The organism is Streptomyces sp. V4I8 (genome assembly GCF_041261225.1).
Taxonomy (GTDB): domain Bacteria; phylum Actinomycetota; class Actinomycetes; order Streptomycetales; family Streptomycetaceae; genus Streptomyces.
Window position 1 is genome coordinate 6097779 of the sequence record NZ_JBGCCN010000001.1, and the last position, 24014, is coordinate 6121792.

General features: G+C 67.5%; 35 protein-coding genes. 32 read left to right on the forward strand and 3 right to left on the reverse strand.

Features of this window, described 5'->3' with window-relative positions:
- Window positions 1-254: 254 nt before the first annotated feature.
- The 32 genes from ABIE67_RS27810 (at window position 255) to rplO (ending at window position 22707) form a co-directional block, all read left to right on the forward strand.
- Window positions 255-902, forward strand: coding sequence for a putative colanic acid biosynthesis acetyltransferase (locus ABIE67_RS27810; RefSeq protein ID WP_370262963.1), 648 nt, complete (start codon window positions 255-257; stop codon window positions 900-902).
- Window positions 899-2029 (forward strand): glycosyltransferase, encoded by a 1131-nt coding sequence (locus tag ABIE67_RS27815; RefSeq protein ID WP_370262968.1) that lies wholly within the window; start codon window positions 899-901, stop codon window positions 2027-2029. The genes ABIE67_RS27810 and ABIE67_RS27815 overlap by 4 nt, the downstream gene beginning before the upstream one ends.
- A gap of 54 nt (window positions 2030-2083) precedes the next feature.
- Entirely contained in the window at window positions 2084-2266 is a 183-nt protein-coding gene (locus ABIE67_RS27820; protein WP_370262973.1) for a hypothetical protein, read from the forward strand.
- Window positions 2267-2317: 51 nt separating this feature from the next.
- Window positions 2318-3019 carry a CDP-alcohol phosphatidyltransferase family protein gene (locus ABIE67_RS27825; protein ID WP_370262977.1) on the forward strand — a complete coding sequence of 234 codons (702 nt, stop codon included), beginning with the start codon at window positions 2318-2320 and terminating at the stop codon, window positions 3017-3019.
- A gap of 121 nt (window positions 3020-3140) precedes the next feature.
- Window positions 3141-4121, forward strand: coding sequence for an NAD-dependent epimerase/dehydratase family protein (locus ABIE67_RS27830; RefSeq protein ID WP_370262982.1), 981 nt, complete (start codon window positions 3141-3143; stop codon window positions 4119-4121).
- Between the two features lie 28 nt (window positions 4122-4149).
- Entirely contained in the window at window positions 4150-5349 is a 1200-nt protein-coding gene (locus tag ABIE67_RS27835) for a glycosyltransferase family 4 protein (RefSeq protein WP_370262986.1), read from the forward strand.
- 188 nt (window positions 5350-5537) lie between these two features.
- Window positions 5538-6938, forward strand: coding sequence for a hypothetical protein (locus ABIE67_RS27840; protein ID WP_370262991.1), 1401 nt, complete (start codon window positions 5538-5540; stop codon window positions 6936-6938).
- Complete coding sequence (locus ABIE67_RS27845) at window positions 6935-8536, forward strand: hypothetical protein (protein WP_370262995.1); 1602 nt, start codon at window positions 6935-6937, stop codon at window positions 8534-8536. Before ABIE67_RS27840 ends, ABIE67_RS27845 begins: the two co-directional genes overlap by 4 nt.
- Complete coding sequence (locus ABIE67_RS27850; RefSeq protein ID WP_370262999.1) at window positions 8533-10077, forward strand: oligosaccharide flippase family protein; 1545 nt, start codon at window positions 8533-8535, stop codon at window positions 10075-10077. Before ABIE67_RS27845 ends, ABIE67_RS27850 begins: the two co-directional genes overlap by 4 nt.
- Before the next feature lie 72 nt (window positions 10078-10149).
- Window positions 10150-11691, forward strand: coding sequence for a fibronectin type III domain-containing protein (locus tag ABIE67_RS27855; protein WP_370263003.1), 1542 nt, complete (start codon window positions 10150-10152; stop codon window positions 11689-11691).
- Window positions 11688-12176, forward strand: coding sequence for an adenylyltransferase/cytidyltransferase family protein (locus ABIE67_RS27860; RefSeq protein WP_370263007.1), 489 nt, complete (start codon window positions 11688-11690; stop codon window positions 12174-12176). The genes ABIE67_RS27855 and ABIE67_RS27860 overlap by 4 nt, the downstream gene beginning before the upstream one ends.
- 556 nt (window positions 12177-12732) lie before the next feature.
- Entirely contained in the window at window positions 12733-13041 is a 309-nt protein-coding gene (gene rpsJ / locus ABIE67_RS27865; protein WP_003948644.1) for a 30S ribosomal protein S10, read from the forward strand.
- A 17-nt stretch (window positions 13042-13058) separates the two neighbouring features.
- Complete coding sequence (gene rplC, locus ABIE67_RS27870; RefSeq protein WP_370263015.1) at window positions 13059-13703, forward strand: 50S ribosomal protein L3; 645 nt, start codon at window positions 13059-13061, stop codon at window positions 13701-13703.
- Window positions 13704-13711: 8 nt separating this feature from the next.
- A complete protein-coding gene (gene rplD, locus ABIE67_RS27875; RefSeq protein WP_370263020.1) occupies window positions 13712-14368 on the forward strand; it encodes a 50S ribosomal protein L4 in 657 nt (218 codons plus the stop codon).
- Window positions 14368-14787 (forward strand): 50S ribosomal protein L23, encoded by a 420-nt coding sequence (gene rplW, locus ABIE67_RS27880; RefSeq protein ID WP_370263024.1) that lies wholly within the window; start codon window positions 14368-14370, stop codon window positions 14785-14787. The genes rplD and rplW overlap by 1 nt, the downstream gene beginning before the upstream one ends.
- Before the next feature lie 40 nt (window positions 14788-14827).
- Window positions 14828-15664, forward strand: coding sequence for a 50S ribosomal protein L2 (gene rplB / locus ABIE67_RS27885; RefSeq protein WP_370263026.1), 837 nt, complete (start codon window positions 14828-14830; stop codon window positions 15662-15664).
- A 12-nt stretch (window positions 15665-15676) separates the two neighbouring features.
- Window positions 15677-15958 carry a 30S ribosomal protein S19 gene (gene rpsS / locus ABIE67_RS27890; RefSeq protein WP_147995160.1) on the forward strand — a complete coding sequence of 94 codons (282 nt, stop codon included), beginning with the start codon at window positions 15677-15679 and terminating at the stop codon, window positions 15956-15958.
- A gap of 44 nt (window positions 15959-16002) precedes the next feature.
- Window positions 16003-16350, forward strand: a complete 348-nt coding sequence (gene rplV / locus ABIE67_RS27895) for a 50S ribosomal protein L22 (protein WP_026290933.1) — start codon at window positions 16003-16005, stop codon at window positions 16348-16350.
- Window positions 16350-17171, forward strand: coding sequence for a 30S ribosomal protein S3 (gene rpsC / locus ABIE67_RS27900; RefSeq protein ID WP_370263032.1), 822 nt, complete (start codon window positions 16350-16352; stop codon window positions 17169-17171). The genes rplV and rpsC overlap by 1 nt, the downstream gene beginning before the upstream one ends.
- A gap of 5 nt (window positions 17172-17176) precedes the next feature.
- Window positions 17177-17596, forward strand: coding sequence for a 50S ribosomal protein L16 (gene rplP, locus ABIE67_RS27905; RefSeq protein ID WP_004927269.1), 420 nt, complete (start codon window positions 17177-17179; stop codon window positions 17594-17596).
- The gene (rpmC, locus tag ABIE67_RS27910; protein ID WP_003998824.1) at window positions 17596-17820 is read left to right on the forward strand and encodes a 50S ribosomal protein L29; all 225 of its coding nucleotides are present in this window, start codon (window positions 17596-17598) and stop codon (window positions 17818-17820) included. Before rplP ends, rpmC begins: the two co-directional genes overlap by 1 nt.
- A complete protein-coding gene (gene rpsQ / locus ABIE67_RS27915) occupies window positions 17820-18107 on the forward strand; it encodes a 30S ribosomal protein S17 (protein ID WP_003992363.1) in 288 nt (95 codons plus the stop codon). Before rpmC ends, rpsQ begins: the two co-directional genes overlap by 1 nt.
- Before the next feature lie 311 nt (window positions 18108-18418).
- On the forward strand, window positions 18419-18787 hold the full coding sequence (rplN, locus tag ABIE67_RS27920) for a 50S ribosomal protein L14 (RefSeq protein WP_003998823.1): 369 nt from the start codon (window positions 18419-18421) through the stop codon (window positions 18785-18787).
- Between the two features lie 2 nt (window positions 18788-18789).
- Complete coding sequence (gene rplX / locus ABIE67_RS27925; protein ID WP_053674523.1) at window positions 18790-19113, forward strand: 50S ribosomal protein L24; 324 nt, start codon at window positions 18790-18792, stop codon at window positions 19111-19113.
- Window positions 19113-19670 carry a 50S ribosomal protein L5 gene (gene rplE, locus ABIE67_RS27930; protein ID WP_272112662.1) on the forward strand — a complete coding sequence of 186 codons (558 nt, stop codon included), beginning with the start codon at window positions 19113-19115 and terminating at the stop codon, window positions 19668-19670. Before rplX ends, rplE begins: the two co-directional genes overlap by 1 nt.
- A gap of 5 nt (window positions 19671-19675) precedes the next feature.
- Window positions 19676-19861, forward strand: a complete 186-nt coding sequence (locus tag ABIE67_RS27935) for a type Z 30S ribosomal protein S14 (RefSeq protein WP_003948630.1) — start codon at window positions 19676-19678, stop codon at window positions 19859-19861.
- Window positions 19862-20073: 212 nt separating this feature from the next.
- Complete coding sequence (gene rpsH, locus ABIE67_RS27940; RefSeq protein WP_007384075.1) at window positions 20074-20472, forward strand: 30S ribosomal protein S8; 399 nt, start codon at window positions 20074-20076, stop codon at window positions 20470-20472.
- Window positions 20473-20496: 24 nt separating this feature from the next.
- Window positions 20497-21036, forward strand: a complete 540-nt coding sequence (rplF, locus tag ABIE67_RS27945; RefSeq protein WP_030046383.1) for a 50S ribosomal protein L6 — start codon at window positions 20497-20499, stop codon at window positions 21034-21036.
- Between the two features lie 3 nt (window positions 21037-21039).
- On the forward strand, window positions 21040-21423 hold the full coding sequence (rplR, locus tag ABIE67_RS27950; RefSeq protein ID WP_030046384.1) for a 50S ribosomal protein L18: 384 nt from the start codon (window positions 21040-21042) through the stop codon (window positions 21421-21423).
- A gap of 38 nt (window positions 21424-21461) precedes the next feature.
- Entirely contained in the window at window positions 21462-22067 is a 606-nt protein-coding gene (gene rpsE / locus ABIE67_RS27955; protein WP_016434633.1) for a 30S ribosomal protein S5, read from the forward strand.
- Window positions 22067-22249, forward strand: a complete 183-nt coding sequence (gene rpmD, locus ABIE67_RS27960) for a 50S ribosomal protein L30 (protein ID WP_005481207.1) — start codon at window positions 22067-22069, stop codon at window positions 22247-22249. The genes rpsE and rpmD overlap by 1 nt, the downstream gene beginning before the upstream one ends.
- A gap of 2 nt (window positions 22250-22251) precedes the next feature.
- Window positions 22252-22707: a 50S ribosomal protein L15 gene (gene rplO, locus ABIE67_RS27965; protein WP_003974249.1), complete on the forward strand. Its 456-nt coding sequence runs from the start codon at window positions 22252-22254 to the stop codon at window positions 22705-22707.
- Window positions 22708-22797: 90 nt separating this feature from the next.
- Here the strand turns inward: rplO and ABIE67_RS27970 are convergent, their stop codons facing one another.
- From ABIE67_RS27970 to ABIE67_RS27980, 3 genes are all read right to left on the reverse strand, one after another.
- Window positions 22798-22956 carry a hypothetical protein gene (locus ABIE67_RS27970; RefSeq protein WP_370263055.1) on the reverse strand — a complete coding sequence of 53 codons (159 nt, stop codon included), beginning with the start codon at window positions 22954-22956 and terminating at the stop codon, window positions 22798-22800.
- Between the two features lie 183 nt (window positions 22957-23139).
- A complete protein-coding gene (locus ABIE67_RS27975; protein ID WP_370263058.1) occupies window positions 23140-23490 on the reverse strand; it encodes a hypothetical protein in 351 nt (116 codons plus the stop codon).
- 237 nt (window positions 23491-23727) lie between these two features.
- Window positions 23728-23958 carry a hypothetical protein gene (locus ABIE67_RS27980; protein WP_370263061.1) on the reverse strand — a complete coding sequence of 77 codons (231 nt, stop codon included), beginning with the start codon at window positions 23956-23958 and terminating at the stop codon, window positions 23728-23730.
- Window positions 23959-24014 lie beyond the last annotated feature (56 nt).

Genomic DNA, 24014 nt, shown 5'->3' on the forward strand with positions numbered 1-24014 from the left:
GCCCCATGGGGGGGCGAGGGTGCTGGGCGTCGCCGCGTGTCGGTGCGGCGTGCGGGGCAGGGTCCGGACCATGGGCGGTCGGGCTCACCTGATGGGTGTACGCGGGGGTCGCATGAAGCGTCCGACAGGGCGACAGCGGCTCCGCCGTGCGGTCAAGCCCGTTGGCGACACGCGTGATGTGCTGGTTCATCCAATGCGTTCATAGTAAGTAGATGTAAATGCATATATCTCCCATTTCGGGAAGGGCTACCGCCATGGCTGAGACCGCAGCCCCGCCTGGCGCGGGCATCCGCACCGGCCAGTCCGAGCACAGGGCTGCCTTCGAGCGTTCCCTGCGGGGCTTCACGAAGGCGGGGTACGACAAAGGGCGTCCCCTGCCCGTCCAGGCCGCCTGGTTCGCCGTACTCCACCTCGTGTTCGCCAAGTGGTGGTTCCCGGCTCGTTGGCGACCCGCTGTGCTGCGGCTCTTCGGCGCGCGGATCGGGCGGCGGGTGTTGATCCGGCACGGCGTTCGTGTGCACTGGCCCTGGCGGCTGTGCGTCGGCGACGACGTGTGGATCGGTGAGGGGGCCTGGCTGTTGAACCTTGAGCAGATCACGATCGGCAGCGACGTGTGTGTCTCGCAGGGCGCGTTGCTCTGCACGGGGAGCCACCAACGCCACAGCCGTACCTTCGAGTTCGACAACGGTCCCATCCGCCTGGAGCCCGGGTCCTGGGTCGCCGCGCGGGCCGTCGTACTGCGCGGTGTGACCGTCGGCCGTGGCGCGGTGGTGGGTGCCTCGGCGGTCGCCCACCGCGACATCGCTCCTGGTGAGGTGGTCACCAGTGAGGTCGCCGGTAGTGCGGTCGTCGGTGGTGCGGTCGTCGGTGGTGCGGTTGCCAGTGGTGGGGCCGCGGCATGAAGGTCGTCCATGTCGTGACACTCGTCAGCGAGGACGGGGCGTACGGCGGTCCGACGAGCGTGGCCGCCGGGCAGCTCGAGGAGTGCGCTGCCCGAGGCCATGAGGTCACGTTGCTGTCCCTGTGGCGAGGCGCGTCCCCCGCGCCGGGCCGCATCGGCTCGGTGCCGCTGCGCACCCGCCCGGCCCGATCCCTGCTCCCTGGACGCTTCACCGGGCTGATGCATCCGCTGCTGGTCAGGGACATGTGGAACGCCATGGGCAGGGCCGATGTGGTCCATGTCCACGCGGGGCGCGACCTTGTCTCCATCGCGGCGCTCACTGTCGCCGCGCTGCGCCGCAAGAAGTTCGTCACACAGACGCATGGCATGGTGCAGCCGCGGCGTGCGGTTGCTGTCAGGCTCTTCGACCGGGTGTACGTGCCTCTTCTGCGTCGGGCGCGTGGCTGCCTGGTTCTCACCGAGCACGAGCGTCGGGCCGTCGCCGAGGTCATCGGGGCGGGCGGTCCGCCGCTGGTGGCCCTTCCCAACGGGGTGCGCCCCGAACGCGCAGGGGAGACGGTGGAGCGGCCCCGCCGGGAGGTGCTCTTCCTCGCCAGGCTGCACCCGCGCAAGCGTCCGGAGGCGTTCGTCGAGATGGCCGCCCTGGTGCACCGGAGGATGCCGGACGCCCGCTTCACTCTGTACGGCGCCGATGAGGGCGTGCTGCCGGCAGTGCGTCAACTCATCGCCGCTCATGGACTGCAGGGTGTCGTCTCCTACCGTGGGGCGCTCGGGCACGCGGAGGCGGTACGGGCTTACGCGAGGGCGGCGGTGTACGTGCTGCCCAGCGTTGACGAACCGTTTCCGATGACCGTGATGGAGGCCCTCTCGGCGGGCACCCCCGTGGTGTGCACCGACAGTTGCGGCATCGCGGACGAGTTGGCCCGCCGTAAGGCCGCGGTCGTCACCGACGGCAGTCCCCGGGAGATGGCGGACGCTGTGTGCGCTCTGCTGACCGACGACGCCAGGCGGCGTGCCCTTGTGGAGGCGGGGCATCGTGCCGTCGCGGAGGCGTTCTCCATCCACTCGGTGACGGACCGGCTGGAGACGATCTATCGGGGTGTGTGCCAGGCCCCGCTGCCGCACTAGCTGTGGATGCTCCCCAGGGCGGATTGCGCTCGCCGAAGAGCCGACGACTCCCGCATGAATCCTGCGGCCGATCGGATGGATACCGTGCACATTCCGCTGGTCGGATCAGATGAGGCGGTGCCGGACACCTACGTTCGGAGCATGGGTTCCATTCTCAGCCAGCCGTCCGTGGCCGATCATCGGCCGACAGAACAGTACTGGCCGTATTTCGTCATCCTCGCGCGCGTATGTCTCTGAGGATTCGGTCAGTGGTTGTTTCTCCCGTCCCTTCACGCACGAGGTCAGGGAATGGACTTCTCCAGTACGCTGCGGCAGCTTTCGAAGGCGCAGAAACCCCCTCGTGGGGTTTCGGTCTACACGCGGTTCGTGAACCGGCCGGCCGGCAGACTGCTCGCTGCCGCCGCGTACCGTGTCGGGCTTTCGCCCAACCACGTGACGGGCGTGAGTGCCCTGATCACCTTCGCGGCTCTTTTCGCCACAGCTCTGCACCCGCCTTCGCGCGCGCTGGGACAGTGGGTCTCACTCGCTCTGCTGCTCGGTTTCGCACTCGATTCGGCAGACGGTCAGCTGGCCCGGTTGTACCGGTCGACCAGTCTTTCCGGAGAGTGGCTGGACCATGTGGTGGACTGCGCGAAACTCCTGGGCATCCATGCGGCGGTGCTGATTTCCTTCTACCGCTTCTTCGACCTGCCGCTGCCCGCTCTGCTGCTCCCGGTCGTCTTCCAGTTCGCCGCGGTGCTGCTGTTCTTCGGGGGGATTCTTACGGAACAGATGAGAAGGCGAGGAGAGGAAACGCCGCCCGGACCGGTGCCCCGGCCGTCCACTGCACGTGCCGTGGCGCTGCTGCCCGTCGACTACGGCCTGCTGTGCCTGAGCTTTCTGTTCCTGGGCAGCCGGCAGCTCTTCCTCGCGCTGTACACCCTCCTGCTCGCGGCCCATGTGCTGCTGCTGCCGGCGTTCCTCACCAAATGGCTCCGGGAGCTTTCCTGACGCGAACTCGGACGGAGGCATCAGGCGCTTTGTCATGCAGAAACGCGCGGCATATCGCATGAAAGGTCGCAAACGGTGATTAACCTTCCATCCGGATTCCGGTTTTTCAGAAGGAGCTGCCATGAGCAGGCAGGTGGATGTCGTTGTCGCGGGGGGCGGAGGATTCATCGGTGGGCATCTCGCGGCCGATCTCCTGTCCCAGGGGCTGACAGTGCGGTGTGTCGATATCAAGCCCCAGCATGAATGGCATCAGGTGCACGGCGCCGCCGAGAACGTCGTCGCCGACCTGTCGCTCCTCGACAACGCCCGCGCGGCCGTCCGGGACGTCGGCCAGGTGTACATGCTGGCCGCCGACATGGGTGGCATGGGATTCATCGAGAACCACAAGGCCGCCTGCATGATGTCGGTGCTGATCAGCACCCATATGCTCAAGGCCGCGCAGGAGGCCGGTGTCGAGCGCTACTTCTACTCCTCGTCCGCCTGCGTGTACGCCGCCGACAAGCAGACCACCTCGAACGTCACCGCGCTGAAGGAGGAGGACGCGTACCCGGCACAGCCCGAGGACGGCTATGGCTGGGAGAAGCTCTTCTCCGAGCGCATGTGCCGCCACTTCGAGGAGGACTACGGGTTCACCTGCCGCGTCGCGCGCTACCACAACGTGTACGGCCCCGCGGGCACCTGGACCGGAGGCCGCGAGAAGGCCCCTGCCGCCGTGTGCCGCAAGATCGCCGAGGCGGTTCTCTCCGGTGAGCACCGGATCGACATCTGGGGCGACGGCCGGCAGACCCGTTCCTTCATGTACATCGACGACTGCCTCCACGGCACGCAGATGCTCATGCGCGGGAACAGCAGTGTCCCCGTCAACATCGGCTCCTCCGAGCTGGTCACCATCAACCAACTGGTCGACATCGTCGAGGAGATCGCGGGCATCCGCTGCGAGCGCAAGTACCAGCTGGACGCGCCCCAGGGCGTCCGCGGCCGTAACTCCGACAACACCCTGATCCGCGAACTGCACGGCTGGACGCCGTCGATCCCCTTGGCCGAGGGTCTGGAGAAGACCTATGCCTGGGTCTACGACCAGGTCAAGCTCGCCCGTTCCTGATCCCTCGAACCGGCCGGGAGAGCAGCCAATGAGGATCCTCGTCCACGACTACAGCGGGCACCCGTTCCAGGCGCAGCTCAGCCGTGAGCTGGCGCAGCGCGGTCATGACGTCCTGCACTCGACCTGCGCGGCATACGTCTCCGGGAAGGGCAACCTGGCCGAGGACGCGGTCACCGGCCTGCGCTTCGTCACCATCGGCGACCACGTCGTGCTGGACAAGGGCGCCTACGTCCAACGGCTCTTCCAGGAGACGCGGCTGGGTCTGGAGCTGGCCCGACAGGTACGGCGCGAGAAGCCGGACGTGGCGATGCTGGCGAACCTGCCGATCCCGGCCCTGGTCGTGGCGGCCGCGGCGCTGGAGACGCAGCGCATCCCGTGGGTGCTGTGGCACCAGGACATCACCGCAGTCGCCCTCAAGAGCTTTGCCGCCGCCGGTGTGTCGAGGCTGATGGGTGTCGCCGCCACAGTGATCGAGCGGGGCGAGAAGTGGTCGGCGCGACGGGCTTCGGCGATCGTGGTGATCGCCGATTCGTTCGTGCGGGTCCACCGCGAGTGGGGCACTGCCCACAAGGTCACCGTGATTCCCAACTGGGCGCCGCTGGGCGAGATCCTCCCCGTGGCCCGCGCCAACGCGTGGTCGCAGGAGCAGGGCCTCACCGGCGTCCGGACGGTGCTGTACTCGGGCACGATCGGCCTCAAGCACAACCCCGTCCTGCTGGTCCGCCTGGTCGAGACGCTGCGCGAGCAGGGCGAACGGGTTCGTCTCGTCGTCGTCAACGACGGCCCCGCCGTGCCGGTCATCAAGGAGGCCGCCGCCGCCCGTGGTGTCGAGCTGACCCTGTTGCCCTTCCAGCCCTACGACCGGTTGCCCGAAGTGCTGGGCACGGGCGATGTACTGGTCGTCCTTCTGACGGCGGACGCCGGAGAGTTCTCGGTCCCCTCCAAGACGCTGTCCTATCTGTGCGCCGGGCGCCCGGTGCTGGGCCTGATGCCCGAGGACAACCTCGCGGCGAAGCTGCTCCGGCAGGCCGGCTCGGCGGTGTTCGCCCCTGAGGAGTCCTCGCTGGCCGACGCGGCCAGGTGGGTCCGCGAGGTCCTGAACGACTCGGTGCGCGCGGAGTCGCTGGGCAAGGAGAGCCGGGCCCTGGCAGAGCGGGAGTTCGCCCTGGAAGGGTGTGCTTCGAAATTCGAGGAAATCCTGCGGGCAGTGGTCCGCACCGGCGAGTGATGATTGTGAACTCATAGCAATTTACGTCAATTGAAACACCCCTCTGAAATACAGGCGATCGGGCAAGCCTTCAGGCTATAAATCTGTCGACGGCCGATTTATTCCGTTTTGCCCGCTCGTTGGGGGTGCAGGTGCGAGGCAGTCGAAATCGTTGCGTGGCAGCGGTGTGCTGTTGTGCCCTCTTTTTCGTGGCCTTCCTGCCGGCGCTGATCCTGCAGGACATCGATACGCGTTTCGGGCCCGCGCTCGCCGTGCAGTGCGTCGTCGTGACGCATGCCGGAGTGGGGCTCGCCAGGGTGCTCACGGACACGTCGGTGCGCCTGGTCGCCTTCGGTTTCTGGCTCTTCGCCTATGTGTGGCTCGGACTGGCACCGCTCGCCATGCTCGCCACCGACACCTATCCGCTCGAGTACCGCACGGGTGAGACGACTGCTTTTGCGGCCGCCACGCTGACCGAACTCGGGCTCCTCGCCTACAGCGCGGGGGCGGCGCTCGCCGCCGGGCGCAAGGGCGGCAGGTCGGTCGTGCTCGAACCGCTACTCTCCCGCAGGCTCGCTCCGCTGCCCGTGCTCCTGCTGTGCGGCCTGGCACTCCTGCTCGCGGTCGTGTTGATCCCCGGGCAGGAAGGAGGGCTGCGAGCCTTCTTCACCAGCAGACAGGCGCTGTGGCAGAAGGGTGCCGAGTCCGACACCGCGCATGCGCTGCGCGCCTGGGGCCTCGCCGTCCCCGCCTTCTGGGCCATGGTCGCCATGGTCCACCTGCCCCGCCTGGCCGGGGGTGACCGGGTGGTGCGCGCGATCCGCTGGATGGTGCTCCCGGCCCTGCTCGTCCTCAACGTGATCGTCAACAATCCGATCAGCAGGCCGCGTTTCTGGGCCGGCACCGTCCTTCTGGTCCTGCTTTTCTCGTGGCGTCGCTTCAGCACGCCGCGAGCCTTTCGCTTCATCGCCGCGGCGATCACGACCGTGGTGCTCTTCGCTTTTCCGTACAGCGACTACTTCCGTTACGACGAACGTGAAGCGGTGCAAGTCGTGGCGCTTGCGGAGCAGTTCAGTGTAAATATGGATTACGACGCTTTTCAGCAAATGCAGACTGGTATCGACTATGTCCAGGAAAACGGATTCTCGCCGTCGGCCCTGCTCGGCGTGATCCTGGTCGTGATCCCCCGCTCGATGTGGCCCGGAAAACCGCAGGCCACGGGCATCGAATTCGCGCAGTACGCGGGCTACGACTTCCACAACCTTTCCGCGCCGCTGTGGATCGAGAGCTATCTGTGGGGCGGCCCGTTGTGTGTCGCCGCGGTCTTCTGTCTGCTGGGCGCGGCCGGACGGCGGATGGACGACATCAGGGCACGACTGCGGGACAGACAGAGCACGCTGGCGGTTCTGCTCGTGCCCGCCTTCGCCTTCTATCAGTTGATCTTCCTGCGCGGCAGTCTCATGGCGATCGTCGCACCTCTGCTGCTGCTCCTGATCGTGCCGTTCTTCATCACCACCCGCGCCACCGGGCCGGCCAGGTTCCCGTCACCGGTGCGGCCGACCGTGACCACGGGCCGTGCACCCATCCCCGGACACAGGAGGCATCCGTGACCAGCCCCGCCGGCTTCGACGGCCGGTACGACGACCCTGACCAGCTGCGCGACCAGGTGCGCCTGATCCTGAGGTACCGCGCGACCATCGTGCTGGGCGTCGTCCTCGGGCTGCTCGGTGGAGTGCTCCTGGTCCTGCTGGGCGGTGACCGTTACACCTCCACCAGCGAGGTGCTCGTCCGCTCCAGAACGGACCCCTTCAGCACCTTCGGGGTGGCCGTCGACAACCAGGTGAGCATGGGCACGGAACGGCAGATCGCGCTCAGCGCGACCGTGGCGGCCCGGGCGGCGACGGCACTGCGGAACCCCTCCCGCGCCGATGCCCTGCTGACGGACCTGCGTGTGACACATCCCTCGGACACCCAGGTGCTCCGGTTCGAGTACACCGCCGACACCGCGAAGGGTGCGGCCCGGGCGGCCAACGCGTTCGCGGCGGCGTACCTCGCCGATCGGCAGGACCGGTCCAGTGCCATGGTCCTGCGGATGACCGGTGGACTGGAGCGGCAGATCACCGTGCTGACCGACCGGATCAACGAGAAGAAGGCCGACGGGCCCCCCGCCCGCAACGCGGGCCTGAGGGAACAGATCGCCGCACTGCAGAAGCGGGTCTCGGACATCAGGGCCTATGACACCTCCGGCGGCGACATCGTCCGCAGGGCGGAGCCGGCTGCGCGGCCCTCGGGACCGGGCCCCGCCTGGCTCATCGCACTCGGCCTGATCGGTGGCCTCGTGCTGGGCTGCGTGCTCGCTTCGCTGCGATCGGCCCTGGAGCCGCGGGCACGCTCGGTCGGCGAGGTGCAACGGGCGCTGCGGGCCCCGGTGCTGGGAATCCTCCCGGCCCCCGGCACCGACGGCGCGGTGCTGGAGGTCGGCCGGGCCGACGGCAGTAGGGCCGACGGCAGTCGCGCGGAGGCGTACCGCACCCTTGCCTTCCGCCTGCGGGGCGGCGACGGCCGTACCGGCGTGGGCACGCTCATGATCGTGGCGCCGAAGCGGGGACGCGGTGCCGAGGCCGTCTCCGTGAATCTCGCCGCCGCCCTCGCCGAGTCCGGTGACGACGTACTGCTCGTCGACGCCACCGCGCACACATCCGGCCTGTCGGCGCGACTGCCGCTGGTGGCCGACGACTCCGTGCCCGCCGACCCCGAGGGCGCACTGGTCGTCGACGCGGGCACAGCCGGGCGGTTCACGCTCTGCCCCGGCGACGACGGACTCGGGGTCCCGACGGCCGCGCGTGCCCGGACGTCCGCGGAATCAGGAGGGCCGACGCTCTTCCTCAGCCCGCCTCTGCTGGAACACGGCGACGGACTGGCGCTCGCCCAATGCGTGGACGGCGTCCTCGTGGTGGGCGGTCTGGACGACATCAGGCGCGACGATCTCAAGCGGGTGCACGAGCTGGTCAGCTGCCTGGGCGGTCACATCGTGGGCGCGGTGCTCCACGACGGCGCCCGGCGCGGCCTGCGGCACCGTCTCATGGGCAGCGACCGGGTGCCTCGTACGAGGGGGTGGGTCTCGCCCACGCCGCCCACTCCTGCCGAGGACGCCGTGGACAAGCCGACTGTGCCTGTGCAGGACGACACGCTCTCCGCCTCCCGGTGAGCGCCTCCGGTACGGCCACCCCCGCCACCGGCGGGTCGACCGTGCGATGCGGGGTCGCGGCCACCGCACGTGGCGGGTGGTGGGGCTTTCTCGGCTCGGCGGTCAACGCGGTCTTCGGCTATGTCCTGGTCACGCTGGTCACCCGCGGGCTCGGGGCGTACGGGGCGGGAGCGGTGTTCACCGGCGTCGCGGCCTTCACCATCCTCTGCAACACCTGCAAGCTCGGCGCCGACACCGGGCTGGTGCGCTTCGTCTCGGGTGACCTGGCCACCACCGGTGGCCGCGAGGTGGGCGCACTGCTGCGCAGCGCGATCCTGCCGGGAGCCGTGGCGAGCACGGCGGCCGCCGCGCTGCTGTTCCTGTCGCCCTGGACGGCGACCTCGCTGCTGCCGAATCTCGACCCGGAGGACGCCGTGACCCTGGTCCGGCTGTTCGCCCTGTTCCTCCCCCTGGCCACGGTCACCCTGCTTCTCCTGGGCGCCACCCAGGGCTACGGCACCGTCGTTCCGTTCGTCGGCGTCGAGCAGATCGGCAAACCGGTGCTGCGTGTGCTGATCGCCGTACCGGTCGTGCTGCTGGCTCCAGGAGTACTGAGTCTGGCCGCCGCCTGGCTCGTGCCCTCGCTGGCCGGCTTCGTCATCGCCTGTCTCGCCCTGCGCAGATGCCGCCGGACGGGTCCGAGACCTGCCTCCGGACAGGAAACGGCCGCCGCCCGGTGGGGGTTCTGGGCGTTCGCCGCGCCCCGGGCGGTCTCCTCCGTCTTCGACATCAGCGCCGTCTGGGTGGGCGTCATCCTGCTGTCCGGCCTGGCGACGAGCGAAGAGGCGGGCATCTACACCGCGGTGGGCCGTGTCGTCATCGCGGCGACGCTCCTCCAACTCGCCGTCAGGCTGGCCGTCGCTCCGGAGATCAGCCGTCTGCTCGCCCTGAACGACATCCCGCAGGCCCGCCATCTGTACCAGGTCTCGACGCGCTGGATCGTGCTGTTCTCCTGGCCGCTGCTGGTCCTGCTCACGAGCTTCCCGGGCACCGTACTCTCCTTGTTCGGCCCGGAGTTCGAGCAGGGGACGGCTGCGCTCGTGGTGCTCTGCATCGCCTCGGCGGTCAACGTGGGGGTGGGAAACGCCCAGACGGTGCTGCTCATGGCGGGCAAGAGCTCCTGGCACCTGGGGGTCACCGGTGTCGCGTTCGCGGTGCAGCTGACGGTCGGCCTCCTCGCGGTCCCCCGTCTGGGCGTCCTCGGAGCCGCCCTGTCCTGGGGGGCGGCGACGGTTGTTGAGAACCTCGTCGCGGCCGCGTTGGTGCGGCGGCATCCGGGCTTCACGGTCGTCGACAACGGATACCTCCTGGCCACGGCCACCGGCCTGTGTCTCACGGTGCCGCTGGTCCTTCCCGCCAGGCTGCTGGCAGGTGACACGGCCGTCGGACTTGCCGTCGCCATCACCATGGGATTTTCCGTATTCGGTATAGGTTTGTGGCGATTTCGCACACCACTGGGAGTGCGTGAACTCGTCGGTGTGCTGCGCGAACGCGGCACGTGAGGCCGTCTTGGCATTGAGACCGCCGCATCTCCTCCCTCCACCACCCGTACTTGCTGCAACCAGGGATGTTCCATGCGCCTGAAAAGAAGCACGAAGAGAGGGGCCACCACGGCTTCGGCTGTGGCCCTCCTCGCGGCCGCCTCGCTCATCACCGCGTCCGCCTCGGCAGCCGACGGCGACGAAAAGACCCTGACCGCCGACACGTTGGCGACCTGGCAGACCGACGGCATCGTCTGGTCGATCGAGTACGCGGACGGTGTCGTGTACGTCGGAGGGACCTTCGACAAGGTCCGCCCTCCGGGCGTGAAGCCCGGCCAGAGGGAGGTCACACGCAAGAACTTCGCCGCGTTCGACGCCAGAACCGGCCGACTGCTGCCGTGCGCCCAGTTCTTCTCCGGCGGCGGTGACACCGTGCGGGCGCTGAAGGCGTCACCGGACGGCGAGGTGCTGTACGTCGGCGGCTCGTTCGGCAAGGTCGGCAAGGCGGGGGCGGCCAGCGCGGCCGCGCTCAACACGTCCAACTGCACGCTGCGCAAGGAGTTCCGCCCGACCGTGTCGTCATTCGTCCGGGCCATCGAGGTCACCAACGGCGCGGTCTACCTCGGGGGCGACTTCACGAAGGTCAACGGCAAGAAGAGGCAGCGCATCGCGGCGCTCACCCCCGACGGTTCGCTGCTGCCGTTCAAGGCGGCGATCGACGGGCCCGTACGGGCGATCGTGGCCGCGCCCGAATTCGGCAAGCTCATCGTCGGCGGCGACTTCCTCGAGGTCAACGACGAGTTCGAGTTCAAGCTCGTCGCCCTGCGCCCCGCCACCGGCACGACCGTCACCTCGTACCCGGACTGGCTGCCGACGCGATCGAGGGTGAAGGCGCTGGTACGCGACGCGACCAACTTCTATGTCGCGGCCGAGGGCAGGGGCACCGGCATCTTCGACGGCCGCATCGCCGGACGACTCGGCAACGGCGAGATGGTGTGGAAGGACACCTGCCTGGGCGCCACCCAGGCCGTCGCCGTGCACAACGGCGTGCTCTACAGCGGATCCCACGCCCACAACTGCATGGACACACCGGGCGGCTTCACCGAAGGCAACTTCCGCCAGCACCTCCTCGCCCAGTCGATCCGTGACCGGCACATCCTGCACTGGTTCCCCGACACGGACGGCGGGACCGGCGAGGGCAACGGCCCCCGCGCGCTGAAGATGGCGGGTGGGATCCTCTGGGCGGGCGGTGAGTTCACCACGGTCAACGACAGGCCGCAGCAGAGCCTGACCCGCTTCGCGGCCGGGCCCGACCGGGGCGCCCCGCAGGAGCCGCCGCAGCTCCAGGCCTCGGCCTCGCGCGCCGGCCGGATCACGCTCACCTGGCGTGCCGCCTGGGACCGGGACGACGCGGAGCTGAAGTACCTGATCTACCGGGACGGCAAGCTCGTGGCCTCGCCGACGGGGCGGTCCGCGGAGTGGAACCGGCCCACGATGAAGTACACGGACACCGTCACACCCGGCTCCCGCCATCGCTACCGGATCGCCGTCACCGACGGGAAGAACGCCTCGGCCAGGTCGAAGGCGCTCGTCGTCACCGCGATCGCCGCCGAGCGTACGAAGGCACAGCGTTGACGGGCGAACGTCTCGGCTACGCACCAGGGGTCTTCGACCTCTTCCACGTGGGCCATCTGAACATCCTGCGCCGGGCGCGCGGGCACTGCGACCGGCTGGTGGCCGGGGTCTGCTCCGACGAACTCGTGGTGCGCCTGAAAGGCAGGCCGCCCGTCGTGCCGCTCGCCGAGCGGCTCCAGATCGTCCGCAGTGTGCGCTATGTGGACGAGACCTTCGTCGCGACCGTGGACGACAAGATCGGGATCTGGAAGGAGGTCGGTTTCGACGTCATCTTCAAGGGTGACGACTGGCTCGGCACGGACGTCTGGACGACGCTCGAAACCGAATTCGCGAGGGTGGGGGTGAAGGTCGTCTACTTCCCCTACACCGTGCACACCTCCAGCACCCTGCTCCGTGAGGCGCTCCGCCTCCTCGGCGAGCAGAGCCTGTCCGCGCCGGCCCCGGGCCGGCTCGCGGGACCACGTCCGAGCGCGACGGGGAGCTGACCCAGGACCGTCGCCCGGTACGGGTACGGGTACGGGTACGGGTACGGGGGAGGGGTACGGGTGCGGCCGACGGGTCTGCTGAGGCGGATCCGTCGGCCCGGGAACCTCACCCGCATGGCGCACCGCCGGGGACGCGGGGCGCCCGGGTTTGACCTACGTCACCCTCGGGGTATTCTCTCCGGCTCGATTGGCCAGCCCCCTGCCCCATATGGCAGACTGTCCGAGTTGCTCGGTCGAGTGTTGATGCTGCGCGCCTCCCGCCGGGAGGACCGGAAGCGAGTCCCACAGTACTCGTCGCCCTAACTGCCGTAAGGCAGCGCTGGGGCGGACGTACGGGAATCTTTCGGGAAGTGTCAGTGCGGCACCGGCCAGGCACCCGGTGGGCCTTCCGCCCCCGGCTTGCGGTTCCGGAAGGGCCGTGTTCCCACGCAGGGATGTTCGAACAAGGGGCATCTGTGTCAGCGGGAGCGCGACACGCCCGACCGCGTGGGTCGGAGGAGCGGGTAGAGGAACACCAGGTTCCAGAGCGTAAGAGAGACAGGACTACTGAGTAGCCATGGCGGGACAGAAGATCCGCATCCGGCTCAAGGCCTACGACCACGAGGTCATCGACTCCTCGGCGAAGAAGATCGTCGAGACGGTGACCCGCACTGGTGCGTCGGTCGCGGGCCCGGTGCCGCTGCCCACTGAGAAGAACGTGTACTGCGTCATCAAGTCGCCGCACAAGTACAAGGACTCGCGCGAGCACTTCGAGATGCGCACGCACAAGCGCCTGATCGACATCCTCGACCCGACGCCCAAGACCGTTGACTCTCTGATGCGACTCGACCTCCCGGCCGGTGTCGACATCGAGATCAAGCTCTGAGGGCTGGTGATCTGAGAATGGCTAAGCAGATCAAGGGCATCCTGGGCGAGAAGCTCGGCATGACGCAGGTGTGGGACGAGAGCAACCGTGTTGTTCCGGTCACCGTCGTCAAGGCCGGCCCCAACGTCGTCACCCAGGTCCGTACCAACGACGTCGACGGCTACGAGTCGGTCCAGATCGCCTTCGGCGAGATCGACCCGCGCAAGGTGAACAAGCCCCTCAAGGGCCACTTCGCCAAGGCCGACGTCACCCCTCGTCGCCACCTCGTCGAGATCCGCACCGCTGACGCCTCCGAGTACACGCTCGGCCAGGAAGTCACGGCCGAGGTCTTCGAGGCCGGCGTGAAGGTCGACGTCACCGGCAAGAGCAAGGGCAAGGGCTTCGCCGGTGTCATGAAGCGTCACAACTTCAAGGGCCTCGGCGCCGGTCACGGCACCCAGCGCAAGCACCGCTCTCCCGGTTCCATCGGTGGCTGCGCCACCCCGGGCCGTGTGTTCAAGGGCCTCCGCATGGCGGGTCGCATGGGCAACGAGCGGGTCACCACCCAGAACCTGACCGTCCACGCCGTTGACGCGGAGAAGGGTCTGCTGCTCATCAAGGGCGCGGTTCCCGGTCCGAACGGCGGCCTCGTCCTGGTCCGCACCGCGGCCAAGGGGGCCTGAGGTAACCGATGAGCACTGTTGACATCCTTTCGCCGGCGGGCGACAAGGCCGGTTCCGTCGAGCTCCCCGCGGAGATCTTCGACGTAGAGAAGATCAGCGTTCCGCTGCTCCACCAGGTCGTCGTCGCACAGCTGGCCGCTGCCCGCCAGGGCACGCACAAGACCAAGACGCGTGGCGAGGTCCGTGGTGGTGGCAAGAAGCCTTACCGCCAGAAGGGCACCGGTCGCGCCCGTCAGGGTTCGACCCGCGCGCCGCAGTTCGCCGGTGGTGGCGTCGTGCACGGTCCCGTGCCGCGTGACTACTCGCAGCGGACCCCGAAGAAGATGAAGGCCGCGGCCCTGCGCCACGCCCTCACCGACCGGGCCCGCAACAACCGCATCCACGTCGTCTCCGGCGTCATCGAGGGCGAGAACCCGTCCACGAAGGCCGCCAAGACGCTGTTCGGCAAGATCTCGGAGCGCAAGAACCTGCTCCTGGTCGTCGAGCGCGCCGACGAGGCCGCGTGGCTGTCCGCCCGCAACCTGCCCCAGGTCCACATCCTGGAGCCGGGCCAGCTGAACACGTACGACGTTCTCGTCTCGGACGACGTGGTCTTCACCCAGGCCGCCCTGGAGTCCTTCGTGTCCGGCCCGAAGGCCAATGACACCGAAGGGAGCGAGGCCTGATGGCTATCCGTCACCCCGCCATTGCCTCGAAGGCCGCGAAGAAGGCCAAGGCCGCTCGCGTCGCCAAGGCGCGTCGCCACGCCGCCGAGGGCAAGAACACCGTCGTCACGCCGGTGAGCAAGTCGTTCACGGACCTCCGTGACGTCCTGATCAAGCCGGTCGTGTCCGAGAAGAGCTACGCGCTCCTCGACGACAACAAGTACACGTTCATCGTCGCCCCGGGCTCCAACAAGACCCAGATCAAGCAGGCCGTCGAGACGGTCTTCGAGGTCAAGGTCACCGGGGTCAACACGATCAACCGCCAGGGCAAGCGCAAGCGGACCCGCACCGGCTTCGGCCAGCGTGCCGGGACCAAGCGCGCGATCGTGACCCTCGCTGAGGGCGACCGTATCGACATCTTCGGCGGTCCGACCGCCTAACGGCGGTCCGGATCGTCCGATATCGGACGAGGACTGAGAAATGGGAATCCGCAAGTACAAGCCGACTACGCCGGGCCGTCGTGGCTCCAGCGTCGCCGACTTCGTCGAGGTCACGCGGTCCACGCCGGAGAAGTCGTTGGTCCGCCCCCTGCACAGCAAGGGTGGCCGTAACAACTCCGGTCGTGTGACCGTCCGCCACCAGGGTGGTGGCCACAAGCGCGCCTACCGCGTGATCGACTTCCGTCGTCACGACAAGGACGGCGTGCCGGCGAAGGTCGCGCACATCGAGTACGACCCCAACCGCACCGCGCGCATCGCGCTGCTGCACTACGCGGACGGCGAGAAGCGCTACATCCTCGCCCCCCGCAACCTGTCGCAGGGTGACCGCGTCGAGAACGGTCCCGGGGCCGACATCAAGCCGGGCAACAACCTGGCGCTGCGCAACATCCCGGTCGGTACCACGATCCACGCGATCGAGCTCCGTCCCGGTGGCGGCGCCAAGTTCGCCCGCTCCGCCGGTGCCTCCGTGCAGCTGCTCGCGAAGGAGGGCCAGATGGCCCACCTCCGCATGCCCTCCGGTGAGATCCGCCTGGTCGACGTGCGCTGCCGCGCCACCGTCGGCGAGGTCGGCAACGCCGAGCAGAGCAACATCAACTGGGGTAAGGCCGGCCGTAAGCGCTGGCTGGGCGTTCGCCCGACCGTTCGCGGTGTGGCGATGAACCCGGTTGACCACCCGCACGGTGGTGGTGAGGGCAAGACCTCCGGTGGTCGCCACCCGGTCTCCCCGTGGGGTCAGAAGGAGGGTCGTACTCGTGCTCCCAAGAAGGCGAGCAACAAGTACATCGTCCGCCGCCGCAAGACGAACAAGAAGCGCTAGGAGCGGGTTTAGATGCCGCGCAGTCTCAAGAAGGGGCCCTTCGTCGACGACCACCTGATCAAGAAGGTGGAAACGCAGAACGAAGCAGGCACCAAGAACGTCATCAAGACCTGGTCCCGTCGCTCCATGATCGTGCCGGCCATGCTCGGCCACACGCTCGCGGTGCACAACGGCAAGACCCACATCCCGGTGTTCGTCACCGAGTCGATGGTCGGCCACAAGCTCGGCGAGTTCTCGCCGACGCGCACCTTCCGGGGTCACGTCAAGGACGACCGGAAGTCGAAGCGCCGCTAGTAGCGGATCGCATTCAGACACGTAAGTAACTGAGAGGGACAACCATGGAAGCCAGGGCCCAGGCGCGGTACATCCGCGTTACGCCCATGAAGGCCCGCCGCGTGGTGGACCTTATCCGTGGCATGGACGCCACGGAGGCTCAGGCTGTTCTGCGATTCGCTCCGCAGGCAGCCTCCGTGCCGGTCGGCAAGGTGCTCGACAGCGCCATTGCCAACGCCGCGCACAACTACGACCACCCGGACGCCTCCTCGCTGGTCATCAGCGAGGCGTACGTCGACGAGGGCCCGACCCTGAAGCGGTTCCGGCCGCGCGCCCAGGGCCGTGCCTACCGGATCCGCAAGCGGACCAGCCACATCACCGTGGTCGTCAGCAGCAAGGAAGGAACCCGGTAATGGGCCAGAAGGTTAACCCGCATGGGTTCCGGCTCGGTGTCACCACGGACTTCAAGTCCCGGTGGTACGCCGACAAGCTGTACAAGGACTACGTCAAGGAAGACGTCGCCATCCGTCGGATGATGACGTCCGGCATGGAGCGCGCCGGTATCTCGAAGGTTGAGATCGAGCGCACCCGTGACCGCGTGCGGGTGGACATCCACACCGCTCGTCCGGGCATCGTCATCGGCCGCCGTGGCGCCGAGGCCGACCGCATCCGCGGTGACCTCGAGAAGCTCACGGGCAAGCAGGTCCAGCTGAACATCCTCGAGGTCAAGAGCCCCGAGACCGACGCTCAGCTGGTTGCCCAGGCCGTTGCCGAGCAGCTCTCCTCCCGCGTCTCCTTCCGTCGCGCCATGCGTAAGAGCATGCAGGGCACGATGAAGGCCGGCGCCAAGGGCATCAAGATCCAGTGCGGTGGCCGTCTCGGCGGCGCCGAGATGTCCCGCTCGGAGTTCTACCGCGAGGGCCGTGTGCCCCTGCACACGCTCCGTGCGAACGTGGACTACGGCTTCTTCGAGGCCAAGACGACCTTCGGCCGCATCGGTGTGAAGGTCTGGATCTACAAGGGCGACGTCAAGAACATCGCCGAGGTCCGCGCCGAGAACGCTGCGGCCCGTGCGGGTAACCGCCCGGCCCGTGGCGGTGCCGACCGCCCGGCCCGTGGTGGCCGCGGTGGCGAGCGGCGCGGTCGTAAGCCGCAGCAGGCTGCCGGCGCCGAGGCCCCCAAGGCCGAGGCTCCCGCGTCCGCTCCGGCTGAGAGCACCGGAACGGAGGCCTGACCGACATGCTGATCCCCCGTAGGGTCAAGCACCGCAAGCAGCACCACCCGAAGCGCCGTGGTCAGGCCAAGGGCGGTACGACGGTCGCGTTCGGCGAGTACGGCATCCAGGCCCTCACGCCGGCGTACGTGACCAACCGCCAGATCGAGGCGGCCCGTATCGCTATGACCCGCCACATCAAGCGTGGCGGCAAGGTCTGGATCAACATCTACCCGGACCGCCCGCTCACGAAGAAGCCTGCCGAGACCCGCATGGGTTCCGGTAAGGGTTCGCCGGAGTGGTGGATCGCGAACGTGCACCCGGGCCGGGTCATGTTCGAGCTGTCCTACCCCAACGAGAAGATCGCCCGTGAGGCCCTGACTCGCGCAGCCCACAAGCTGCCGATGAAGTGCCGGATCGTCAAGCGCGAGGCAGGTGAAGCGTGATGTCGGCCGGTACCAAGGCGTCCGAGCTGCGCGAGCTGGGTGACGAGGAGCTTCTGGCGAAGCTCCGCGAAGCCAAGGAAGAGCTGTTCAACCTCCGCTTCCAGGCGGCGACCGGTCAGCTCGAGAACCACGGTCGGCTCAAGGCCGTCCGTAAGGACATCGCGCGGATCTACACCCTGATGCGTGAGCGCGAGCTGGGCATCGAGACGGTGGAGAGCGCCTGATGAGTGAGAGCAACGTGACTGAGCAGACTGCAGAGGCCCGCGGCTTCCGCAAGACCCGTGAGGGTCTCGTCGTCAGCGACAAGATGGACAAGACCGTCGTCGTCGCCGTCGAGGACCGCGTCAAGCACGCGCTGTACGGCAAGGTCATCCGCCGTACCAACAAGCTCAAGGCGCACGACGAGCAGAACGCCGCGGGCGTCGGCGACCGTGTCCTCCTCATGGAGACCCGGCCGCTGTCCGCGACGAAGCGCTGGCGCGTCGTCGAGATCCTCGAGAAGGCGAAGTAATCAAGCGGGGGTTCGCCCCCGCTGCCCCCGCCGGGGGCTCCGCCCCCGGGCCCCGGCCCGACCGGGTGCTCCCGGCGAGGTTTCGCCAGACCGAAGAAAGACCGCCGCCCGGCGAGTTCCGTGAAACGACTTACGGAGCCGCAGCCGGGAACCCCGGCCGAGGTGTGTGAGGCACTCGCGCTCGTCGCGAGAGCAGCCCCGCGGCCCGGCCGGGTCGGCCAGTAATTCCTGCGGATATCCCCGCAGGACGGTTCCGCCAGGCTCTCCGGTTCAACCCCCGGAGGGAACCGGCAGACAAACAGGAGATAGACGTGATCCAGCAGGAGTCGCGACTGCGCGTCGCCGACAACACTGGTGCGAAGGAAATCCTTTGCATCCGTGTGCTCGGTGGCTCCGGTCGCCGCTACGCGGGCATCGGTGACGTCATCGTCGCCACCGTCAAGGACGCGATCCCCGGTGGCAACGTGAAGAAGGGTGACGTCGTCAAGGCGGTCATCGTTCGCACCGTCAAGGAGCGCCGCCGTCCGGACGGCTCGTACATCCGCTTCGACGAGAACGCCGCCGTCATTCTGAAGAACGACGGCGACCCTCGCGGCACCCGCATCTTCGGCCCGGTCGGCCGTGAGCTGCGCGAGAAGAAGTTCATGAAGATCATCTCGCTCGCGCCGGAGGTGCTGTAAGCATGAAGATCAAGAAGGGCGACCTGGTCCAGGTCATCACCGGTAAGGACAAGGGCAAGCAGGGCAAGGTCATTGCCGCTTACCCGCGCGACGAGCGCGTCCTGGTCGAGGGTGTCAACCGGGTCAAGAAGCACACCAAGGCCGGCCCGACCGCTCGCGGTTCGCAGGCCGGTGGCATCGTCACGACCGAGGCGCCGATCCACGTCTCCAACGTCCAGCTGGTCGTTGAGAAGGACGGCAACAAGGTCGTCACGCGTGTCGGTTACCGCTTCGACGACGAAGGCAACAAGATCCGCGTTGCCAAGCGGACGGGTGAGGACATCTGATGACGACCACCACCAGCCCGCGTCTGAAGCAGAAGTACCGCGAGGAGATCGCGGGCAAGCTGCGTGACGAGTTCAAGTACGAGAACGTCATGCAGATCCCCGGCCTCGTCAAGATCGTGGTCAACATGGGTGTGGGCGACGCCGCCCGCGACTCCAAGCTGATCGAGGGCGCCATCCGCGACCTCACCACGATCACCGGTCAGAAGCCGGCCGTCACCAAGGCCCGCAAGTCCATCGCGCAGTTCAAGCTGCGTGAGGGTCAGCCGATCGGTGCCCACGTCACGCTTCGTGGCGACCGCATGTGGGAGTTCCTGGACCGCACCCTGTCGCTCGCGCTGCCGCGCATCCGCGACTTCCGTGGTCTGTCCCCCAAGCAGTTCGACGGCCGTGGCAACTACACCTTCGGTCTCACGGAGCAGGTCATGTTCCACGAGATCGACCAGGACAAGATCGACCGTACCCGGGGTATGGACATCACCGTGGTCACCACGGCGACCAACGACGCTGAGGGCCGCGCGCTCCTTCGTCACCTCGGCTTCCCGTTCAAGGAGGCGTGAGCGAGATGGCGAAGAAGGCTCTGATTGCCAAGGCTGCTCGCAAGCCCAAGTTCGGTGTGCGTGGCTACACGCGCTGCCAGCGCTGCGGCCGTCCGCACTCCGTGTACCGCAAGTTCGGCCTGTGCCGCGTGTGCCTTCGTGAGATGGCTCACCGTGGCGAGCTGCCGGGCGTGACCAAGAGCTCCTGGTAATCCCTGTTTTTAGGGATTCCTGAAGCTCTCGGTAAGCATCTGGGTGGACAGGGGCCCACCCCCGCATGGCTTAGGCTTGTGGGGTTGGGCGCCTGTCGCGCCCGTACGACTTACTACGCCGTAGGTCCACCGCGCCGCACCCGTCCCGTCTCGGATCGGGGAGAGGGATGGCGCACCAGGAAACCCCGGCGAGAGAGGCCGAAGGCCAATTCATGACCATGACTGATCCGATCGCAGACATGCTTACGCGTCTGCGGAACGCGAACTCGGCATACCACGACTCCGTGACGATGCCGGCATCGAAGATCAAGTCGCACATCGCGGAGATCCTCCAGCAGGAGGGCTTCATCACGGGCTGGAAGGTCGAGGACGCCGAGGTCGGCAAGAACCTCGTCCTGGAGCTGAAGTTCGGCCCCAACCGTGAGCGCTCCATCGCGGGCATCAAGCGGATCTCCAAGCCCGGTCTCCGGGTTTACGCGAAGTCCACCAACCTGCCCAAGGTCCTCGGTGGCCTCGGCGTGGCGATCATCTCCACGTCGCACGGTCTCCTGACCGACAAGCAGGCCGGCAAGAAGGGCGTGGGTGGGGAAGTCCTCGCCTACGTCTGGTAGCGGAAGGGAACGGAGGAAACAGCTATGTCGCGTATTGGCAAGCTCCCCATCACGGTTCCCGCCGGCGTGGACGTCACCATCGACGGCCGTACGGTTTCGGTCAAGGGCCCCAAGGGCACGCTGACCCACACCGTTGCCGCGCCGATCGACATCGCCAAGGGTGAGGACGGCGTTCTCAACGTCACCCGCCCCAACGACGAGCGTCAGAACAAGGCCCTGCACGGCCTGTCCCGCACGCTGGTGGCGAACATGATCACCGGCGTGACCCAGGGTTACGTGAAGAAGCTCGAGATCAGCGGTGTCGGTTACCGCGTGACGGCCAAGGGTTCGAACCTCGAGTTCGCGCTCGGCTACAGCCACCCGATCACCGTCGAGGCCCCCGAGGGCATCACCTTCAAGGTGGAGGCCCCGACCCGGTTCTCGGTCGAGGGCATCGACAAGCAGAAGGTCGGCGAGGTTGCGGCCAACATCCGCAAGCTGCGCAAGCCCGACCCGTACAAGGCCAAGGGCGTCAAGTACGAGGGCGAAGTCATCCGCCGCAAGGTCGGAAAGGCGGGTAAGTAAGCCATGGCATACGGACAGAAGATCCTCAAGGGCGACGCCTACAAGCGCGCCGCGATCAAGCGCCGCCACATCCGGATCCGCAAGCGGATCAACGGTACGGCGGAGCGTCCTCGTCTGGTCGTGACCCGCTCGAACCGCCACATCGTGGCCCAGGTGATCGACGACCTCAAGGGTCACACCCTTGCGTCGGCGTCCACCCTGGACACCTCGATCCGCGGTGGCGAGAGCGACAAGTCCACGCAGGCCAAGCAGGTCGGCGCCCTGGTCGCCGAGCGCGCCAAGGCCGCCGGTGTCGAGGCTGTCGTATTCGACCGTGGTGGCAACCAGTACGCCGGGCGCATCGCCGCCCTGGCGGACGCCGCCCGCGAAGCCGGGCTCAAGTTCTGAGCCGCTTCCGTAGCTAGCGGAAAGAGAGAGGTAATCCAATGGCTGGACCCCAGCGCCGTGGAAGCGGTGCCGGTGGCGGCGAGCGGCGGGACCGGAAGGGCCGTGACGGCGGCGCTGCTGCCGCCGAGAAGACCGCGTACGTTGAGCGCGTTGTCGCGATCAACCGCGTCGCCAAGGTTGTGAAGGGTGGTCGTCGCTTCAGCTTCACCGCGCTGGTCGTGGTGGGCGACGGTGACGGCACCGTGGGTGTCGGATACGGCAAGGCCAAGGAGGTGCCGGCCGCCATCGCCAAGGGTGTTGAGGAGGCCAAGAAGCACTTCTTCAAGGTCCCCCGCATCCAGGGCACCATCCCGCACCCGATCCAGGGTGAGAAGGCTGCCGGCGTCGTGCTGCTCAAGCCCGCGTCCCCCGGTACCGGTGTTATCGCCGGTGGCCCGGTGCGTGCCGTGCTCGAGTGCGCCGGTATCCACGACATCCTGTCGAAGTCGCTCGGCTCCGACAACGCGATCAACATCGTGCACGCGACCGTGGAGGCCCTCAAGGGCCTGCAGCGTCCCGAGGAGGTCGCGGCCCGCCGCGGTCTGCCGCTCGAGGACGTCGCTCCCGCGGCTCTGCTGCGTGCGCGTGCCGGGGCTGGTGCGTAATGGCGCAGCTCAAGATCACGCAGACGAAGTCGTACATCGGCAGCAAGCAGAACCACCGTGACACCCTGCGCTCCCTTGGTCTCAAGGGCATCAACACGCAGGTCGTCAAGGAGGACCGCCCCGAGTTCCGCGGCATGGTGCACACCGTCCGCCACCTCGTGACGGTCGAGGAGGTCGACTGATCATGGCGGAGAACAACCCGCTCAAGATCCACAACCTCCGTCCCGCCCCGGGCGCCAAGACCGCCAAGACCCGTGTGGGTCGTGGTGAGGCGTCGAAGGGTAAGACGGCCGGTCGTGGTACCAAGGGTACGAAGGCCCGTTACCAGGTTCCGGAGCGCTTCGAGGGTGGCCAGATGCCCCTCCACATGCGTCTTCCGAAGCTGAAGGGCTTCAAGAACCCGTTCAAGACCGAGTTCCAGGTCGTGAACCTCGACAAGCTGGCGGCGCTGTACCCCGAGGGTGGCGAGGTCACCGTCGAGGGCCTGGTCGCCAAGGGTGCCGTTCGCAAGAACAGCCTCGTCAAGGTCCTCGGCCAGGGCGAGATCTCCGTGGCGCTGCAGGTGACGGTCGATGCCGTCTCCGGCTCCGCCAAGGAGAAGATCACCGCCGCCGGCGGCACCGTCACCGAGCTCGTCTGAGTTCGGACGGCGTCTCGCTGACGTAGAAGTACGACGGCCGGGAACGGCCCTCTTCGGAGGGGCGTTCCCGGCCGTTTCTTTTTCGGCCCGTCAGGCGCTGGTGATGCGCTGGGCGTTCTCCCGCCACTTGTCGCGCAGGTCGAGGAACTGCTTCGTCTGCTCGGCGTGTTGGCTGGTGTACCGCTGTTCGTAGGCGGACTCGACGGCGATGACCACGTCCAGATAGCGAACGCGCTTCTTGCACGCCATGCCCGCGACGGCCGTGGCGGTTTCGGCCTTGGCCGGTCCCTTGGCGCCGTTCGGACTTCATGCAGGAGGACCAGCGGGAGATCACCCGCTCGATTCGGCTGTCCTTTTGGAGCTGCGGGGAAAGGGTCTGACCTGTAGGGAAGGGTCTGTTCCTCGAATTTAGTGGGCGGACTGGCTCCTCGGTCAATTCGCGTCCGACTTCCCCGTAGCATCCGTCCTTGGGGACCTGGTGACCTTGATAGGTCGCCATTTTCCGGAGAGCAGCTTTTTCTCGGTCCGGGTCGCCGTGGCGTCGGGCTGGAGGAAATAGCCGCTCTGCTTCGCTTCGGGGAACCAGAGGAATTCGTAGATATTTGCTTCGGGCTCCGCCACCGCCCGCTCGTCGAGCGGAGTCGAGCGGATGCTCAGGTGGCCGAGGTCGCGCAGGCAGCGGTTCACCACTACTGCCTCGGCCTGCTTCAGCACGGTGTCGTCGCCCGTGTCAGGGGCGTGTTTGTCCAGCGGCCTGGTGACCTGGAGCCGGTCGGTCGGCACTTCGGGAATGCTTCGGACGGACGGCTCCGGCTGAGGGCTTGCTGTGCCGTCGGGCTGTGCGTGGGAGTCGAGACTCGAGCAGCCGGTCACGAGCACCGTGCCGGCGGCGAGGAAGAGTGCGAATTTTCTTGGGTGCCACTGGTCCTCCGTAAAGCAACAGGAAAAGCCGCGTGGCCCCCTGCACTTGGAGTACGAGGAAATGATGTCGTTGTAGCGCCCGGTGAAGGGGCTGCTGAATTAGCCCTTCGTGCCCTTGGCGATCTGGATGCCGGCGCCCTTGAAGTACACGTTTACGAAGAACTTGAACACGCTGCGGGAGGTACCCGAACCGGCGGTCCAGCCGGAGAGGGAGTCCCCGATGTAGGCGCCGTCGTTGAAGCAGTGCCGGCCGTGGTCGTTGAACACGCAGATGTCGGTGCTGGAGCAGGTACCGTCACCGCTGCCGGCCGAGGCCGACGGTGCCGGCATGATCCCCGCCGTCACGGTGGCGGCGACGGCGGACGTCAGGGCTGGTCATGCGGTTG

What these genes read in the sequence shown, in the direction of transcription:
- ABIE67_RS27825 (WP_370262977.1), top strand. Translation starts at nt 2,318, where the DNA reads ATGGACTTCTCCAGTACGCTGCGGCAGCTTTCGAAGGCGCAGAAACCC.
- ABIE67_RS27935 (WP_003948630.1), top strand. Translation starts at nt 19,676, where the DNA reads ATGGCGAAGAAGGCTCTGATTGCCAAGGCTGCTCGCAAGCCCAAGTTC.
- rplE (WP_272112662.1), top strand. Translation starts at nt 19,113, where the DNA reads ATGACGACCACCACCAGCCCGCGTCTGAAGCAGAAGTACCGCGAGGAG.
- rplF (WP_030046383.1), top strand. Translation starts at nt 20,497, where the DNA reads ATGTCGCGTATTGGCAAGCTCCCCATCACGGTTCCCGCCGGCGTGGAC.
- rpsS (WP_147995160.1), top strand. Translation starts at nt 15,677, where the DNA reads ATGCCGCGCAGTCTCAAGAAGGGGCCCTTCGTCGACGACCACCTGATC.
- ABIE67_RS27855 (WP_370263003.1), top strand. Translation starts at nt 10,150, where the DNA reads ATGCGCCTGAAAAGAAGCACGAAGAGAGGGGCCACCACGGCTTCGGCT.
- rpsQ (WP_003992363.1), top strand. Translation starts at nt 17,820, where the DNA reads ATGAGTGAGAGCAACGTGACTGAGCAGACTGCAGAGGCCCGCGGCTTC.
- rplD (WP_370263020.1), top strand. Translation starts at nt 13,712, where the DNA reads ATGAGCACTGTTGACATCCTTTCGCCGGCGGGCGACAAGGCCGGTTCC.
- rplC (WP_370263015.1), top strand. Translation starts at nt 13,059, where the DNA reads ATGGCTAAGCAGATCAAGGGCATCCTGGGCGAGAAGCTCGGCATGACG.
- ABIE67_RS27970 (WP_370263055.1), bottom strand. Translation starts at nt 22,956, where the DNA reads ATGGCGTGCAAGAAGCGCGTTCGCTATCTGGACGTGGTCATCGCCGTC.
- rpsJ (WP_003948644.1), top strand. Translation starts at nt 12,733, where the DNA reads ATGGCGGGACAGAAGATCCGCATCCGGCTCAAGGCCTACGACCACGAG.
- rplP (WP_004927269.1), top strand. Translation starts at nt 17,177, where the DNA reads ATGCTGATCCCCCGTAGGGTCAAGCACCGCAAGCAGCACCACCCGAAG.
- ABIE67_RS27810 (WP_370262963.1), top strand. Translation starts at nt 255, where the DNA reads ATGGCTGAGACCGCAGCCCCGCCTGGCGCGGGCATCCGCACCGGCCAG.
- ABIE67_RS27980 (WP_370263061.1), bottom strand. Translation starts at nt 23,958, where the DNA reads ATGCCGGCACCGTCGGCCTCGGCCGGCAGCGGTGACGGTACCTGCTCC.
- ABIE67_RS27830 (WP_370262982.1), top strand. Translation starts at nt 3,141, where the DNA reads ATGAGCAGGCAGGTGGATGTCGTTGTCGCGGGGGGCGGAGGATTCATC.
- rpsH (WP_007384075.1), top strand. Translation starts at nt 20,074, where the DNA reads ATGACCATGACTGATCCGATCGCAGACATGCTTACGCGTCTGCGGAAC.
- rplX (WP_053674523.1), top strand. Translation starts at nt 18,790, where the DNA reads ATGAAGATCAAGAAGGGCGACCTGGTCCAGGTCATCACCGGTAAGGAC.
- rpmC (WP_003998824.1), top strand. Translation starts at nt 17,596, where the DNA reads ATGTCGGCCGGTACCAAGGCGTCCGAGCTGCGCGAGCTGGGTGACGAG.
- rplV (WP_026290933.1), top strand. Translation starts at nt 16,003, where the DNA reads ATGGAAGCCAGGGCCCAGGCGCGGTACATCCGCGTTACGCCCATGAAG.
- ABIE67_RS27820 (WP_370262973.1), top strand. Translation starts at nt 2,084, where the DNA reads ATGAATCCTGCGGCCGATCGGATGGATACCGTGCACATTCCGCTGGTC.
- rplB (WP_370263026.1), top strand. Translation starts at nt 14,828, where the DNA reads ATGGGAATCCGCAAGTACAAGCCGACTACGCCGGGCCGTCGTGGCTCC.
- rpsC (WP_370263032.1), top strand. Translation starts at nt 16,350, where the DNA reads ATGGGCCAGAAGGTTAACCCGCATGGGTTCCGGCTCGGTGTCACCACG.
- rplW (WP_370263024.1), top strand. Translation starts at nt 14,368, where the DNA reads ATGGCTATCCGTCACCCCGCCATTGCCTCGAAGGCCGCGAAGAAGGCC.
- rplR (WP_030046384.1), top strand. Translation starts at nt 21,040, where the DNA reads ATGGCATACGGACAGAAGATCCTCAAGGGCGACGCCTACAAGCGCGCC.
- rpsE (WP_016434633.1), top strand. Translation starts at nt 21,462, where the DNA reads ATGGCTGGACCCCAGCGCCGTGGAAGCGGTGCCGGTGGCGGCGAGCGG.
- ABIE67_RS27815 (WP_370262968.1), top strand. Translation starts at nt 899, where the DNA reads ATGAAGGTCGTCCATGTCGTGACACTCGTCAGCGAGGACGGGGCGTAC.
- rpmD (WP_005481207.1), top strand. Translation starts at nt 22,067, where the DNA reads ATGGCGCAGCTCAAGATCACGCAGACGAAGTCGTACATCGGCAGCAAG.
- ABIE67_RS27835 (WP_370262986.1), top strand. Translation starts at nt 4,150, where the DNA reads ATGAGGATCCTCGTCCACGACTACAGCGGGCACCCGTTCCAGGCGCAG.
- rplO (WP_003974249.1), top strand. Translation starts at nt 22,252, where the DNA reads ATGGCGGAGAACAACCCGCTCAAGATCCACAACCTCCGTCCCGCCCCG.